At 38.8% G+C, this 15528-nt stretch carries 16 protein-coding genes, 1 tRNA gene and 1 other RNA gene; 10 read left to right on the plus strand and 8 right to left on the minus strand.

The genetic code is table 11. The features are described 5' to 3' along the window. Window positions 1-33: 33 nt before the first annotated feature. Complete coding sequence (gene queC, locus PSF67_RS12995) at window positions 34-714, minus strand: 7-cyano-7-deazaguanine synthase QueC (protein ID WP_102139046.1); 681 nt, start codon at window positions 712-714, stop codon at window positions 34-36. A 276-nt stretch (window positions 715-990) separates the two neighbouring features. Here queC and PSF67_RS13000 point away from each other — a divergent pair, with 276 nt between their 5' ends. The 5 genes from PSF67_RS13000 to amtB all read left to right on the plus strand — a co-directional run bounded on the left by PSF67_RS13000 (window position 991) and on the right by amtB (window position 6862). After that, window positions 991-1452 carry an Lrp/AsnC family transcriptional regulator gene (locus tag PSF67_RS13000; RefSeq protein ID WP_004905429.1) on the plus strand — a complete coding sequence of 154 codons (462 nt, stop codon included), beginning with the start codon at window positions 991-993 and terminating at the stop codon, window positions 1450-1452. 75 nt (window positions 1453-1527) lie between these two features. Then, window positions 1528-3273, plus strand: coding sequence for a SmdA family multidrug ABC transporter permease/ATP-binding protein (locus PSF67_RS13005; protein WP_102139047.1), 1746 nt, complete (start codon window positions 1528-1530; stop codon window positions 3271-3273). Further along, window positions 3270-5054, plus strand: coding sequence for a SmdB family multidrug efflux ABC transporter permease/ATP-binding protein (locus PSF67_RS13010; RefSeq protein ID WP_195698222.1), 1785 nt, complete (start codon window positions 3270-3272; stop codon window positions 5052-5054). Before PSF67_RS13005 ends, PSF67_RS13010 begins: the two co-directional genes overlap by 4 nt. A 172-nt stretch (window positions 5055-5226) precedes the next feature. Then, the gene (gene glnK / locus PSF67_RS13015; protein ID WP_004905421.1) at window positions 5227-5565 is read left to right on the plus strand and encodes a P-II family nitrogen regulator; all 339 of its coding nucleotides are present in this window, start codon (window positions 5227-5229) and stop codon (window positions 5563-5565) included. A 49-nt stretch (window positions 5566-5614) separates the two neighbouring features. Beyond that, window positions 5615-6862, plus strand: coding sequence for an ammonium transporter AmtB (gene amtB, locus PSF67_RS13020; RefSeq protein WP_181490144.1), 1248 nt, complete (start codon window positions 5615-5617; stop codon window positions 6860-6862). 139 nt (window positions 6863-7001) lie between these two features. On the opposite strand, the gene tesB is transcribed toward amtB, so the two are convergent. Next, a complete protein-coding gene (tesB, locus tag PSF67_RS13025) occupies window positions 7002-7871 on the minus strand; it encodes an acyl-CoA thioesterase II (protein ID WP_166266727.1) in 870 nt (289 codons plus the stop codon). A gap of 239 nt (window positions 7872-8110) precedes the next feature. On the opposite strand from tesB, the gene PSF67_RS13030 reads away from it, so the two are divergent. Together PSF67_RS13030 and ffs are read left to right on the plus strand one after the other, a co-directional pair. Next, a complete protein-coding gene (locus PSF67_RS13030) occupies window positions 8111-8569 on the plus strand; it encodes a YbaY family lipoprotein (RefSeq protein WP_102139051.1) in 459 nt (152 codons plus the stop codon). A 142-nt stretch (window positions 8570-8711) separates the two neighbouring features. Then, window positions 8712-8808, plus strand: an RNA gene (gene ffs / locus PSF67_RS13035) — signal recognition particle sRNA small type. Window positions 8809-9128: 320 nt separating this feature from the next. On the opposite strand, the gene PSF67_RS13040 is transcribed toward ffs, so the two are convergent. The 4 genes from PSF67_RS13040 to gloB form a co-directional block, all read right to left on the minus strand. Further along, complete coding sequence (locus PSF67_RS13040; RefSeq protein WP_102139052.1) at window positions 9129-9332, minus strand: HHA domain-containing protein; 204 nt, start codon at window positions 9330-9332, stop codon at window positions 9129-9131. 74 nt (window positions 9333-9406) lie between these two features. After that, entirely contained in the window at window positions 9407-9775 is a 369-nt protein-coding gene (gene tomB / locus PSF67_RS13045) for an Hha toxicity modulator TomB (protein ID WP_102139053.1), read from the minus strand. 528 nt (window positions 9776-10303) lie between these two features. Then, window positions 10304-11674, minus strand: a complete 1371-nt coding sequence (gene mltD, locus PSF67_RS13050; protein WP_272677041.1) for a murein transglycosylase D — start codon at window positions 11672-11674, stop codon at window positions 10304-10306. Between the two features lie 81 nt (window positions 11675-11755). Continuing rightward, the gene (gene gloB / locus PSF67_RS13055; RefSeq protein ID WP_102139055.1) at window positions 11756-12511 is read right to left on the minus strand and encodes a hydroxyacylglutathione hydrolase; all 756 of its coding nucleotides are present in this window, start codon (window positions 12509-12511) and stop codon (window positions 11756-11758) included. 40 nt (window positions 12512-12551) lie between these two features. Here gloB and PSF67_RS13060 point away from each other — a divergent pair, with 40 nt between their 5' ends. Continuing rightward, on the plus strand, window positions 12552-13286 hold the full coding sequence (locus PSF67_RS13060; RefSeq protein ID WP_102139056.1) for a class I SAM-dependent methyltransferase: 735 nt from the start codon (window positions 12552-12554) through the stop codon (window positions 13284-13286). Here PSF67_RS13060 and rnhA read toward each other — a convergent pair. Then, on the minus strand, window positions 13283-13753 hold the full coding sequence (gene rnhA, locus PSF67_RS13065) for a ribonuclease HI (RefSeq protein WP_102139057.1): 471 nt from the start codon (window positions 13751-13753) through the stop codon (window positions 13283-13285). The genes PSF67_RS13060 and rnhA overlap by 4 nt on opposite strands. Window positions 13754-13807: 54 nt before the next feature. Here rnhA and dnaQ point away from each other — a divergent pair, with 54 nt between their 5' ends. Next, window positions 13808-14569, plus strand: coding sequence for a DNA polymerase III subunit epsilon (gene dnaQ, locus PSF67_RS13070; protein WP_102139069.1), 762 nt, complete (start codon window positions 13808-13810; stop codon window positions 14567-14569). 154 nt (window positions 14570-14723) lie between these two features. Next, window positions 14724-14800: transfer RNA gene (locus PSF67_RS13075), tRNA-Asp, on the plus strand. Window positions 14801-15080: 280 nt separating this feature from the next. Here PSF67_RS13075 and PSF67_RS13080 read toward each other — a convergent pair. Then, entirely contained in the window at window positions 15081-15362 is a 282-nt protein-coding gene (locus tag PSF67_RS13080; RefSeq protein ID WP_210844145.1) for a helix-turn-helix domain-containing protein, read from the minus strand. Window positions 15363-15528: the final 166 nt, after the last annotated feature.

Raw genomic sequence — 15528 nt, forward strand, 5'->3', positions numbered from 1 at the left:
TAGGCCACGTGTTTGATTAACTTATTAGTGCTTTTATTTTAATGATAGCATGATGGTTTCTTTATCATTTAGATATTCAGCTAAGCCCCTGCTTCTTAAATGACAGGCTGCACATTCACCACAACCGTCACCCTGGATGCCATTATAACAAGTCAGTGTTTGCTGCCTAATGGTCTCAAGGTGACCATAACTGTCGGCAAGAGCCCATGTTTGGGCTTTATTCAGCCACATTAACGGTGTTTCAAAGCGAATATTTTTGGCAAGGCCGAGGTCTACAGCATGGTTGAGTGCTTTGACAAACTCATCACGGCAATCGGGATAGCCTGAAAAATCGGTTTCACATACACCGGTTATCACCGCTTCTGCTTGGACTTGATAGGCGTATATTGCTGCGAGAGTGAGAAATAAAATATTACGTCCAGGTACGAAAGTGCTAGGCAGGCCGCTCGACTCGCTTTCTGTGAAATCAGGGACTGGGATGTTATCTCGAGTTAAGCTACTGATTGCTAATTCATTGAGTAATGTAACATCTAAGACTTTATGCGCTGTAGCACCTAGAGATACGCTTAACTTCTGTGCGACTTCGATTTCAAAACGGTGGCGCTGGCCATAATCGAAAGTCACACAATGAACTTCATCATAGTTTTGCAAAGCTTGAATAAGACAGGTTGTTGAGTCTTGGCCTCCGCTGAAAACCACAACTGCGCGTTTCATAGGTACTCCTTGGTGATATATCATTTTAAAATGTGATGGGAAGAGAGTGAAGCATGTTAACGATACTAAGGTGTAATTAATAGTTCTATTTTTACAAAGTGAGTTTGATTGAAGTACTATTCATATGCGAATTTGGTTATTCATATAAAAATATTCTATAATCACGACATTTGGTAACATCTTTATTGTTTTTAAATTATTCAATTTTGCATAATATGGTTATGTAGCTAATACAATAACGACAAAAGTACTTACACCCAAGTCAAGAGAGCAATCATGCTAGATAAAATAGACAAAAAGCTGCTTTGTTTATTGCAAAATGACAGTAGCCTATCCCTAAACACCCTTGCTGAAGCTGTTAATTTAACATCTACGCCGTGCTGGAAAAGATTAAAAAGGCTTGAAGATGAGGGCTATATTCGAGGGCGAGTGACTTTACTCGACGGTGAGAAGCTAGGTTTAGGTTTAACGGTAATTGTGACAATTAAAACACAGCATCATAATAGTGAGTGGTATGAGCAATTTGTTTCTTTTGTCAGTCAACTTCCTGAAGTTCTGATGTTTTATCGTATGGCTGGGGAGTATGATTACCTTATGCAAGTAGAAGTGCATGACATGAAATCATATGACTTATTTTATAAAAAACTCGTCAATGGTGTTCATGGTTTAATCGATGTGACTTCAAGTTTTGCAATGGAAAAAATCAAGTATACGACAGTATTGCCTATTCCTGATTAACTCCGTAATAACGTAGATGATTACGGCTTCTCATTTTTAGGCATCATTAAATCAATATATTCAAGGCAGTATTACGTGCGATTATTTTCACAACTAGGTTGGTATTTTTTGAGTGAGTGGCGGCGCTATCTCGGTGCTGTTTGTTTTCTCATTATTATTGCTATCTTACAATTAGTCCCTCCACGCATCGTTGGTGTGGTTGTTGATGGAATAAGTAAAGGGGCAATGCCAACAAAGCAGTTGATTACTTATGTTTCAGTCATGCTGTTGATTGCACTGGTTGTGTATGGTTTGCGGTATGTTTGGCGTTTATGGTTATTTGGTGCTTCTTATAAGTTAGCCGTACAGCTACGACAAAAATTTTATCGGCAATTAAGTCTGCAAAATCAAGAGTTTTACCTTAAGTACCGAACAGGGGATTTAATTGCACGCACGACGAATGATGTTGACCGAGTTGTGTTTGCAGCTGGTGAAGGTGTTTTAACATTAGTTGACTCATTGGTGATGGGGTGTGCGGTGCTCATCATGATGAGTGTTGAAATTAGTTGGCAACTGACTTTACTAGCACTTATTCCAATGCCAATTATGGCACTAGTCATTAAGCGTTATGGTGACCAGCTTCATCAGCGTTTTAAGCATGCTCAAGGGGCATTTTCGTCTTTAAATAATCATGCGCAAGAAAGTTTAACAAGTATCCGTATGATTAAAGCTTTTGGCCTTGAAGATCATCAATCGAATCAATTTGAACAGGTAGCCACTGAGGCTGGACGTCGCAATATGCATGTTGCTAAAGTTGATGCGCGTTTTGATCCCACCATTTTTATGGCGATTGGTATGGCCAATTTACTCGCTATTGCAGGTGGCAGCTGGATGGTGTTAAACGACACATTGACGTTAGGTGAATTAACGAGCTTTGTGATGTATTTAGGATTAATGATTTGGCCAATGCTAGCGCTCGCATGGATGTTTAATATCGTTGAACGAGGTAGTGCAGCTTATAGTCGTATTCTAAGTTTACTCAATGAACCGTTAGTTATTCAGGATGGCTCGCATTCATTACAGCCTGAAAAGGGAAACTTGAATGTGAATATCATCAATTTTAGTTATCCAGAAACCACACGAATAGCATTACATGATATTCGGTTTGACCTAAAACCTGGGCAATTTTTGGGGATCTGTGGGCCAACAGGGGCTGGGAAATCAACATTATTGACGTTATTACAGCGCCAATTTGATGTTACGGAAGGGGAAATCCTCTATCAAGGTTTACCACTATCTGAGGTCCGTTTAAATGAATGGCGTGCTCGGTTATCTATCGTAAATCAGTCTCCATTTTTATTTTCAGATACAGTTGCAGGCAATATCGCACTTGGGCGACCTAATGCCACTCAGGAAGAAATTGAGCAGGCAGCGCGTGTCGCTTGTGTACATGATGATATTTTACGTTTACCGGAAGGCTATTCTACTCAGGTTGGTGAACGTGGAGTTATGTTGTCTGGTGGGCAGAAACAACGAATTTCTATTGCAAGGGCAATCTTACAAAATGCAGAAATTTTGGTGTTAGATGATGCACTTTCTGCCGTTGACGGGCAGACCGAGTTTACGATTTTACAAAACTTAAGTCATTGGCGGCAGGGTAGAACCATGATAATTAGCGCTCATCGTCTATCTGCATTGGTAGAAGCAGACAATATTATTGTGCTATCTCAAGGTGCGATTATTAGCCGAGGTAGGCATGAAGCGCTTATTGCACAGTCGGGTTGGTATAAAGATATGTATCAGTACCAACAGATTGAAGCGGCGTTGGATGGTGAGCTATGAGCCAAAAGAAACCACTATGGCCAGCACTTAAGCGTTTACTTTCTTACGGAAAAGCACACCGAGGCACCATGGGGATTGCTATTGCAATGCTATGGTTAGCCGCTATTGCGGAGGTCAGCGGGCCTCTGCTGATCAGTTATTTTATTGATAACATGATTGCGAAAAAGCAAATCATCATGCCACTGGCTTTATATATGGCCGTTGGTTTTATATTGCTTCAAGTTATTGCTGCATTATTACATTACTATCAAATTATTTTATTTAATAAAGCTTCTGTGGGAGTCGTGCAAACATTACGAACAGATGTGATGAATGCCGCCCTTAGGCAGCCTTTGAGTGCCTTTGATAAACAACCTGTTGGCCAATTGATTTCACGAGTTACAAATGATACTGAAGTGATTAAAGATCTATTTGTGATGGTTGTGCCGACGGTGTTTCGGAGTTTAGCCCTGATTTGTGCCATGTTAGTTGCTATGTTTTCATTGGAATGGCGTATGGCATCAATTGCAGTGATGATTTTTCCTGCTGTATTTGTGGTGATGCTTGTTTATCAGCGCTTAAGTACACCGATTGTACGTCGTGTCAGATCTTATCTTGCGGATATTAACAACGGTTTTAACGAAGTCATTAGTGGAATGACGGTTATTCAGCAATTTATCCAACAGGCTAGGTTTGGCGAAAAAATGCAAAGTATTAGTCAAGACCATTATTTTGCAAGAATGAAAGCATTAAAACTTGATGGCTTACTATTAAGGCCATTACTAAGTTTACTTTCAGCTTCAGTATTGTGTGGCTTGCTATTGCTATTTGGGTTTGAAGGAACGACTACCATTGGTGTTGGTGTCTTATATGCATTTATTAACTATTTAGGTCGTTTGAATGAACCGCTTATCGAATTAACTTCTCAGCAATCGATGCTTCAGCAAGCGGTTGTTTCAGGTGAGCGTGTTTTTGAACTCATGGATAGCCCGCAACAAGGCTATGGAGAAAGTATTGAGCCATTACAAGGTGGCTCAATCTCAATTAACCATTTATCTTTTGCTTACCGTGATAACAAAATGGTACTTAAAGATATTAATTTACACGTACCTGATAATAATTTTGTTGCATTGGTCGGTCATACTGGGAGCGGTAAAAGTACCATTGCAAATTTAATTATGGGGTATTACCCATGGCAGGAAGGGGATATTTTATTAGATGGACGTGACTTGAGTTCACTATCTCACCAAGTTTTACGTCATGGTATTGCGATGGTGCAACAAGACCCTGTTGTCCTTGCGGCTTCTTTTTTTGATAACGTCGCACTAGGGCGTGAGATTAGCCAAGATAAAGTTTGGGAAGTTCTTGAAACTGTTCAGCTTGCTGAGTTAGTTCGTGGGTTACCTGATGGGCTAGATACCGTACTTGGTGAACAAGGAAACACCTTGTCTGTTGGGCAAAGACAATTACTAGCGATGGCTCGAGTACTTGTGGTCACACCTAAAATTTTAATTTTGGATGAAGCAACGGCGAATATTGACTCAGGGACTGAGCAAGCGATACAAAAAGCATTACGAATGATCCGTCAACATACTACGCTCGTCGTGATAGCTCATCGTTTATCGACAATCGTCGATGCTGATCAAGTCGTTGTGTTACATCGTGGTGCAATTGTTGAGCAAGGTAAACATTTGCAGCTTTTACAGCAAAAAGGACGTTATTATCAAATGTACCAGTTGCAACAAGTTGGGGAATCATTGAATGCCCGTTGTGATGCTGAAATTGAGAGTATAACTAGTTAATTATTCTGCACTCTTATAATGCAAGACCTAAAGCCACTCATTCGAGTGGTTTTTTATTTTGTTCTTTCCTATTGAATAATATGGATAAATATATTTTGGCACACGATTTGCTATAACGTTAGTGCTGTTCAAGATATTGAGCGGCTTATTCACCTGACTTATAGGAGTGAGCATGAAATATATCATCGCAATCATTAAGCCATTTAAATTAGATGAAGTCCGAGAAGCACTATCAGATATTGGTGTTCAAGGGCTTACTATTACTGAAGTTCGAGGGTTTGGACGACAGAAAGGACATGCCGAATTATATAGAGGAGCTGAATATACTGTCGATTTTTTACCTAAAGTACGTATGGAAATAGCGGTTTCTGATGAGTTAGTAGAACAGGTAATTGAAACAATCGAAAAAAAAGCTTATACGGGCCAAGTCGGGGATGGAAAAATATTTATTTTGTCATTAGAGCAAGCTGTACGTATTCGTACAGGTGAAAAACAAGACGAAGCACTGTAGGAGAGCAATTATGCGCAAAGGGTTCCAATACTTATGTCTATTGATATCAATGGGGAGTTTTCCAATAACGGTGCTTGCAGCAGAGGAAACCCTAGATAAAGCGGATAACGCATTTATGATGATAGCGACAGCTTTAGTTATTTTCATGATACTTCCAGGTATCGCATTATTCTATGGTGGGCTACTAAGAAGCAAAAATGTTCTTTCTTTAATGGCTCAAACCGCGGTTATTTTCGCTTTAGTGTCTGTTATTTGGATTGTTTATGGGTACAGTTTAGCTTTTAGTGAGGGAAATGATTTTATCGGTGGTTTTAGTCAGATTATGTTAAAAAATATCACTGTTGAAAGCTTATCTGGACCGATCCCTCAATTTATTCACGTTGTTTTTCAAGGGGCATTTGCATGCTTAACGGTTGCATTGGTGGTTGGTGCACTAGGGGAGCGGATTAAATTTTCTGCAATTTTAATTTTTACGATTATTTGGACGACATTTGCTTATTTACCAATGGCACACATGGTATGGGGCGGCGGTATTTTATCGCAAGATGGCGCACTAGATTTTGCTGGGGGTACGGTTGTTCATATTAATGCGGCTGTTGCCGGTTTAGTTGGTGCTTACTTACTTGGGCATCGTACTGGGTTAGGAAAAGAGGCTATTAAACCACATAACTTACCTATGGTGTTTATGGGAACATCCATACTATTCATTGGCTGGTTTGGTTTCAATGCAGGTTCGGCCGGAAGTGCTAATAGTATCGCTGCATTAGCGTTTGTGAACACTATCGCAGCTGCGGCTGGTGCTATTTTATCATGGACTTTAGCTGAGTGGCTTTTCAGGGAAAAACCTTCATTATTAGGTGCTTGCTCTGGTTGCTTAGCTGGGTTAGTTGGGGTTACGCCAGCGGCAGGAACGGTTGGGGTCGGTGGGGCATTAATTATAGGGGTATTGTCTGGGCTGGCGGGTTTATGGGGTGTTGTGATTTTAAAGCGTCGATTAAAAGTTGATGATGTTTGCGATGTTTTTGGGGTTCATGGTGTCTGCGGGATTTTAGGTTGTTTACTAACGGGGGTATTTACTTCAACGGCATTAGGCGGAAGTGGTTTTGCGGAGGGTATTACGATGATGAAACAAGTCGGAATTCAAGCCGTCAGCATACTAGTTTGTGTTGTTTGGACCGCAATCGTTGCTTATATTGCATTTAAAGTGGCAGCGAAAACTTCAGGTTTACGCATTAATGTTGAAAAAGAAAGGGAAGGTTTAGATATTACTTCTCATGGTGAAAGTGCCTACAATTAATCTTAATGTAATGATAATTACAGGATAATACTGTGCTTTGTGTAAATTGATAATGGCAGCTTATTGCTGGCTGCCATTACCTTTTTAAACCGACTCATCTACCTTTCTAAGTAAGTAATCACTTACTCGAAACTCCGCTTTATTTATGGGGTTGCCTATGCCGAATTACACCTTCTTGGACTGCGGTTGCAACAAGATCACCTTGTAAATTATAGATTTGTCCTTTAACAAAACCCCTTCCACCAGATGCCGAGGGACTTTCTACGGCATACAGTAACCAATCATCAATTTTGAATGGACGATGGAACCACATTGAATGATCAATCGTTGCGACTTGTAGGTCTCGTTCCATAAAGCCTCTACCATGCGGTTGCAATGCGGCTGGAAGGAAATTGTAATCAGATGCATAACCTAACAAATAGTGATGCAGCGAAGGTAGATCCGGTAACTGTCCTTTCGCTTTAAACCAAATATAACGAAACGGCTCTTGAGGTGCGGAATCGAATGGGCTGTAAAACTCAACAGGACGAAATTCAAAGGGAGTTGGCCTAAGAGCATATTTTTTAACTGATTCTGGCAATTTATCAGCCAAACTTTGCACAATATCATCTTGAGAAATTAACGAAGTCGGTGGTGGTACATCCGGCATCAAGTTTTGATGATTATAACCTTCTTCTTGAGATTGAAATGATGCGGTCATAAAGAAGATAGGCTTGCCGTTTTGAATGGCGCTCACTCGACGTGCGCTAAAACTTCCGCCATCGCGTAAAATTTCAACGTCATAAACAATAGGACGTGAGCTATCGCCTGGACGTAAAAAATAACTATGAAAAGAATTAATCGCTCGCTCTTCAGGTATGGTTTGTTTCGCTGCATACATGGCTTGTCCAACAACTTGTCCGCCAAAAACTTGAGGCAAACCAAGGTCTTCACTTTGTCCCCGAAAAATACCTTCTTCAATTTTTTCGAGTTCGATTAGGCTAATTAAATTCTGTAATTCTGGGCTCATAGTCATCTTAGTTCTGTTATATGTGAATGAGATACTCGTATTTTCCCATTATTTATCCTGAATAGGTAGGTTAATTGTTATCGAATAAATTCAGGTTACGCATTGTTACATTTGGAAATATAAATGTATTATTCTACCAATATTAGCTATACTTTTTATTATTCACCAATCAGAAAATGATTTGTCTATTCCGATTATTTAAAAATGTTTTAGTAAACATTGTATTATAGGTAATAACTATGAAGTTTTTTCGCTACATTGTTAGCTTATTAGTACTTTTAATGTTGGTTAGTTGTGAAGGGAATAGCACAAAGCCCAACGAAAAAGCACTTAATGCTAAAAATAGTAATAATAATCAGACGGTAGATTCAGGGAAAATCGAGGGCCGTGTTGTCATTTTACAGAATACTGCTTTACCTGAAGGTGCGGTTGTTACAATTACTCTGGCGGATACAACGGTGGCGGACTTGCCAGCCCTAATATTATCTCAAAAATATTATAATTCAGTGAACAATCGCCCGACAATTCCCTTTGAGCTCACTTACCAAAAAAATGAAGTTAGGCAGGAAGGTACACTCGTTGTTAATGCAACCGTGAACGCAGATGGAAAATTATTATACATTAGTGATAGTGTTGTAGAGGTTATCAATAACGGCATCACAAAAAATGTTGAATTATTGATGGTATCTGCAAACTAGCGAATAAGCGATTTCTTAGTTGAGTCGCTATTTTCAAAGGTTCTTTGTGTAATAAATCGTCACTTAATCATGGGTTTCTTGCTATTTCAACGACTATCAAGCATAATGCCCCTGCTTTGAAAGAAGCAATCAATGGGGGCTCTGTTGGTTCTCCCGCAACACTAACTTGTTAACTTGGTCAGGTCTGGAAGGAAGCAGCCATAGCAGGGGTCGTGTGTGCCGGGATGTCGCTGGCAGGGCTCCCACCCAATTCTACGTACTCTTCTCTGCATATCAATCCATATATTCTAATTTGTTATGAATATAATCTTTAATTGTTCTTTTTTTATTTTTATAAATGTAAATTAAGTTCATTAACTTAAATAAATTCAAAAGTTAAAAAAAGAAAGGTTAAGAATACAACCTTAATTATTATGATAAGAAAAAAGTAGATTGAAATGAAAAGCAGTAAAGGTTTTTATTAGCATAATTATAATACTAACAATAATTACATTGCGTCCAGCCGATAAGTGGGTTTACCGGCCATAACCATTCACTATCTGTGCGTGTTAATGAGGTATTATCTAACAAACTTCCAAACAGAAGCTGGGATTTTATCATAAAGCTTATTCATTGTGAGTTCAGCTAAGCGGTGATCTGCTGCGGAGTAGAATAGCTCTAGCTCATCATCAGATAATTCATACTTGTTTTTTTCAATGACACGCTCAAGAGTTTCAATTGTTGTGCATTTTCTTAAACGCATCAGATAATCAAATTTGGTCATAATACCCTTTCTTTTGTGCAAAATTACTTATTAATATATGGTTTTATAGTTTGAACTAAAGATAAATAATATCTTTAGGTTTTGCTGGTTAGACATTTTAGGTCATCATCCAGCACAGCGACAAGACTCTGGTTCATTGCTTCCCAGTCTATAACTTCACTGAGCGTGATGACCGGGCTACCGAATAAGTCATAGGTCTCATCGAGGTACTCTTCGATAAGTGATATAACAAGATTCTCTTTTGGATATTTGATTTTAAACCGCCATACAAATGCAGCGATATGTTCAATAAGCTCATTCAAGGCTGCGCTTTGAGGGGAGCTTAAGTCATTAATCCAGTGTGTATTTGTTTTTTGTAAGCTTAAAATAGCATCTCTATTGAGGCTATTACATAAGTATTTTAGCTCTGCTATATCATGTTTTTTGGGTGAGTATTCATCCATAATCACCTCCGTAGGCGAATCTGACTTTTGCTGTGTGTATTTTTTATCAATAATAATATCATGTTAACTAATTAAAGCACCTATGTTCAATATAAAAGTTGCTCATTAATATATTGAAAAATATAAGATTATTGCTAGTTCGTTAAACTTTTCGAAGATTATTAATATAATACATAAGCGATGTTCGAATACGGACTGGCAGCTCGGACTAAACTAGCCGCGATATAATAATAGCATTATTATCACATATGTCACCACCAATAAACTACTTTTTTCTAATTTATTAGTGGGTGGTTGAAGTTTGAGTTGTGTATGTTCTGCTTAAACTCAATTTCATGAAGCATTTATATTATAGTTTAACCATCAGTTATTTTAGTGCGGTGAATATGAAGTGTTTATACAAAAGATGTTATAAAAATTATTATCCCATTTAATTCATTCAAATAATTTATTTTTACTAATAACAGAATTAAAAAATAAAAAAGCTTCTGCCTGAAATAGACAAAAGCTTTTTTTGTTAAGCATAACTTAAAGGTAGAGGTTCAAGGTTACCCCGGGTTTCAGGTCGGCCATTTTAACACCGGAATTCCACGTCATTAGGTCATTGAGTTTTATGCCATGACGTTTCGCAATGCTATAGTAGGAATCGCCTTTCCTTACTTTATAAGTTTTTGCCTTACGATTGCTCACCGTAGACGCTGTATTTGAAACTTTTAATACTTGCCCAGGCTTGATAACGCTTGCGGTTTTTAACCCATTTAGCTTTTGAATATTCTTCGCGGTAGTATTGAATTTTTTTGCAATACTTGCGACGGACTCACCTTTGCGCACCTTATATGTGGCTATTTTAGCCCTATTTTGACGCGCACTCGAAATTGCGGTGGGTTGTACTGTTTTTATCTGCTGATTTTGTTGCGCAGCTAAACGGATCGTGTTTAAAACATCTTGGTCTGACAGTGATATTTTGAATTGTTCAGCTTTCGCGGTAGGCAACATAATATAATGAGGGCCATTTGGCGATGTTATGCCACGTGTATAGCCAGAATTATATGTTTTTACCGATTCAACTGTTAGCCCAGCCAGCTCTGCTGCTTGAGATAACGTGATTTGTTGGCCGACATCAATTTGAGTGAGTGCTCTATTTTTATTACTTGTCGGTAAATTAACTTGATACTTTTCAGGGTTTTTCAATACTTGGCTAAGCGCTAAGATTTTAGGTACGTACTGTTTAGTTTCTTTTGGTAAAGAGAGTGACCAAAAATCAGTAGGTAACCCGGCAGCTTCATTTTTCTTGATAGCATTTTGTACGCAACCTTCTCCACAGTTATAGGCCGCAAGAGTGAGCTCCCAATCATGGCCGAACATAACATTTAAGTTTTCGAGAAGGTCAAAGGCTGCTTTAGTTGAAGAAACCACATCTCTGCGTTCATCAACCCATTGTGTCTGTTTTAGGCCATATGAGCGTGCCGTGATAGGAACGATTTGCCATAGACCAGCAGCTTGTGCTGGGGAGGTCGCTTTAGGATTAAATGAGCTTTCAACAATAGGAATTAAAGCTAATTCCATAGGTAAATTTCGCTCATTAATTTCGTCTACGATGAGGTACATGTATGGCTCAGCTCTTAATGCCACATCGTAGACAAAACGTTGTTTATCTAAATAACTGTTTGCGAGTTCCCTAACTTGAGGTTTATCAGGGATATCCATTTTTAGTTCATCGCTAATATAGCCCCATAAGTCATAATCGGCTTTGGGTAATTGTCGACTGGCTGCTTGGTTATGTGGTGCAACAGTTTCAATTGTATGGTTAGTTGGAGTTTTGTTCTGCTTAATTTTTTTCGAGGCAGTTTGGCATCCGGCCAACAGAACAACGGCGATAAGCGTCGCGATTATCTTCATTCTTTTCTATTGTTCTTCATTTTGATGTTTAAAAGTCGAACAATAATACTTATCCCACCCCGATATGACAATCATTAAACTTTAATATTGGTCTTTTAATTGACGCAACAGGGTGAAAACAGCCCTTAAAGGTGGATTTTGTACGTTAATATTGAGTTTTTTCTGTAATTGAACGTTATCGCATTGCAGAAAGATATTAATTTTTTTCTCTGTTTTCAATGAAGTGGGTACTGTTGGTTGATGTTTGTCACGTATTTGCGTTATTTTTTGTAAATATTGAGTGATGGCTTCATTTTCAGGCCATACATGGTGTGCAAATTTAAGATTAGATAAAGTATATTCATGAGCACAGCAAATTAAGGTTTCATCAGGAAGCTCGGCAATTTTTTGGATAGATTCGAACATTTGCTCGGGGGTTCCTTCAAATATCCGTCCGCAACCCGCGGAAAATAGGGTGTCACCACAGAATAGATAAGGTGCTTGGTAAAAGCCGATATGCTCAGAGGTATGGCCTGATAATGAAATAACCTGTAGATTGAACTCGTTAATTATAACCTTATCACCGTTTTCGACTATTTCTGTTGCCCCTTTAGATTGGGTTTCTTGTGGGCCAAAAACCGGAAGTGTTGTAAATTTGCTTAAAATCCCTTTTACACCGCCAGTATGGTCATTATGGTGGTGAGTTAGCAGGATGGCGACAGGAGCTAGTTGCTTGGCTGTCATTATTTCAAGCACGGGCTCTGCCTCTGCTGGGTCAACGATGATACACTGTTGGTGGCTATCGACTAAAACCCAAATGTAGTTATCGTTTAAAGCGGGTACTCGAATTAACTCCATAATGACCTCGATACTTGCTAATAGTTAATAGGGGAATTTCATGAAGCCTGCGCGTATTGATAAAAAAATTCAAATGCCTGTTAGTTGGTCTGATATTCCTTTTGGGGAACAATACCGTCAAGCTATAGAAAATCAACTTAGCCCTTGGTGGCCGAAGATATTCGGCTTTCATTTGCTTAAGTTAGGCCATTTAAGTACTGAAATCCATACCGACGATTGCCTAATTTCCCATCAGTTTAATGTTGGCACTGGTGACCCTCGTTTTAATCTTGTCGCCAAGCCCGAAGCATTGCCATTAACCCAAAAATCTATAGATGCCTGCCTAATGACTCACTGCTTGGCCTATAGCCATGACCCTCATTGGCTTTTACGGGAAGTTGACCGGGTGTTAATTGATGATGGCTGGTTAATCATTTCAGGTTTTAACCCTTTTAGTCTTGTCGGAATGGCGAAACTCGTACCTGTTTTGCGTAAACGGCAGCCTTATTGTAGCCGTTTTTTTCCATCTGTCAGGGTATTTGATTGGCTAAGTTTATTAAACTATGAAGTTTTATATCATCGTAATTGCCAAGTAATCCCTTGGTTGAGCGCACAAAGGCGAGTGAATAAAAGCTGTGGGGGGATTGGTGCTCTAAGTGTGATTGTGGCGCGGAAACGGACTTGTCCATTAACTCCGACACCACTAAAATTCAAACAACCAAAGGTTAAGATTGGAACCGCGCTTGGCGCTGCGAAGGAGATCAGTAAATCAATGAAGATAAACGACCCTTCTTAATTTTGTGCGGGTTGGTAACCGGTATCTTCCTTGGTCGGTGCTGAAGCCGCAGCACGAGCCAGCTCATCACATTTTTCATTTTCAGGGTGACCGGCATGGCCTTTGACCCAGCGCCAATCAATAGTATGTCTTTGAATTGCTTCATCGAGGCGTTTCCATAAATCCACATTCACCACGGGTGATTTATCGGCTTTGCGCCATTGTTTGCGCTTCCAACTGTGGATCCACTGGGTGATCCCTTGGCGTACATATTGGCTATCTGTGGTTAAAATAATATCGCAAGGCCGCTTTAGGGATTCAAGAGCGACAATGGCTGCAAGTAGTTCCATACGATTGTTTGTGGTCATAAAATAACCATCGCTTAAGGTTTTTTCGTGTTGTTGATAACGAAGAACCACCCCGTATCCTCCAGGGCCTGGATTGCCCAAACAGGAACCATCCGTGAAAATTTCTACCTGCTTTGTCATTTCTGGTACACTCTATATTATTCATTCACCTCTAGTTTGACACAAAAAAACATTATGAGCACGGTGATAACCAGACAAATTGTCCTTGATACTGAAACCACGGGTATGAATAAGCTTGGGGTTCATTATGAAGGCCACAACATTATTGAGATTGGTGCGGTTGAAGTTATTAACCGTCGTTTAACAGGGCGTAACTTTCACGTCTATATTAAGCCTGATCGCTTAGTTGACCCTGAAGCATTTGAAGTTCATGGGATCAGTGACGAATTTTTACAAGATAAACCCGTTTTTGCAGAAATTGCAGATGAATTCCTTGAATTTATTCGAGGAGCTGAACTTGTTATTCATAATGCTCCCTTTGATATCGGGTTTATGGATTATGAATTCCGTAAACTCAATAAAGGTATTCCGCCTACACAAGAGTTTTGCACTATCACTGATAGCTTAGTGTTGGCTCGTAAACTTTTTCCTGGTAAACGGAATAACTTGGATGCGCTATGTGACCGTTATTTAATTGATAACGCTAAACGAACACTGCACGGGGCGTTACTCGATGCCGAGATCCTGTCAGATGTCTATTTGGCAATGACGGGTGGGCAAACTTCATTGTCATTTTCGATGGATTCAGAATCTGCTAATAATGAGCAAGAGTATGAAATTCAAAGGATTGAGCGTCCTCAGAGTGGTCTTAGAGTCATTTTTGCTTCTGATGAGGAGCTCATTGCTCATGAAGCTCGGTTGGATATTGTTGATAAGAAGGGCGGAAAACCCTGTCTTTGGCGGCAATCTTCTGATGAAGCTGAAAATTTACATTAATAATTGAATTTATTATTAATGCATGCGAATGGATTTACATTATGAGCCCTTTTAAAGGCTAAAAACTGCTCAACTGCGCGATTTTACAAGAAAAAGTGTTGACGAGTTCTTCAAGTCTTCGTAATATGCATGGCGTTCCCAACAGGGAACATCAGGAGCGGTAGTTCAGTTGGTTAGAATACCTGCCTGTCACGCAGGGGGTCGCGGGTTCGAGTCCCGTCCGTTCCGCCAAATTATAACGCCACGCTAATAAATTAGCGTGGCGTTTTTTTTTAGCATGACAGTATTTAGCTGCATGAGAGTTCCTTTCTTTTTTGTATCACTTTTTTTTGAATTTATAAACAATATATTTTTTGCTTCTAATGACTTCTTTGAGTTAATTTTTAATATAAGGAGATTTATAATTAATAGATTTATGAGAATAATTCACATTCTTTTTAATCACATTAACTATTTTTAGGTTCTATCACGATTTTATCGAAATTATAAGTTTGAATTCTGTATGACTGTATTAATAATAATTCGCATGAACTCTAACTAAGATAACAGATCTGAAATAATCTAACCAATCTTTACCTAATGCTCTAAGGTATATATGAAGGCTATCAATAGAAATAGCAGATTGGCCATTCTCATACCTTGATATTTGTTGTTGGCTTAAATTTAATAATTTTCCTAATTCTGTTCCTGTTAATGATTTTTCAATACGTGCGGATTTCAAGTATTTTGCGGTAGCCATAACAATATCTAGGTCATTACCTTTATTCAATTCTTTAGTATTGATATATTTCATTTTATACTCTCTCTATTAGAAACTTATTATTTTAAAGTTAGCTATTAAAGATGGCATTACTTTAAATTTTTTGATTTTCTCTATGAGTAATAGATTATATTTTTTAGTTACCAATGTGAAATTGTTTTAATGAATCAAAAATAGTTGATTTGATAGTTTTTGCCTA

The organism is Providencia sp. PROV076 (assembly GCF_028483405.1).
Lineage (GTDB): Bacteria > Pseudomonadota > Gammaproteobacteria > Enterobacterales > Enterobacteriaceae > Providencia > Providencia huaxiensis.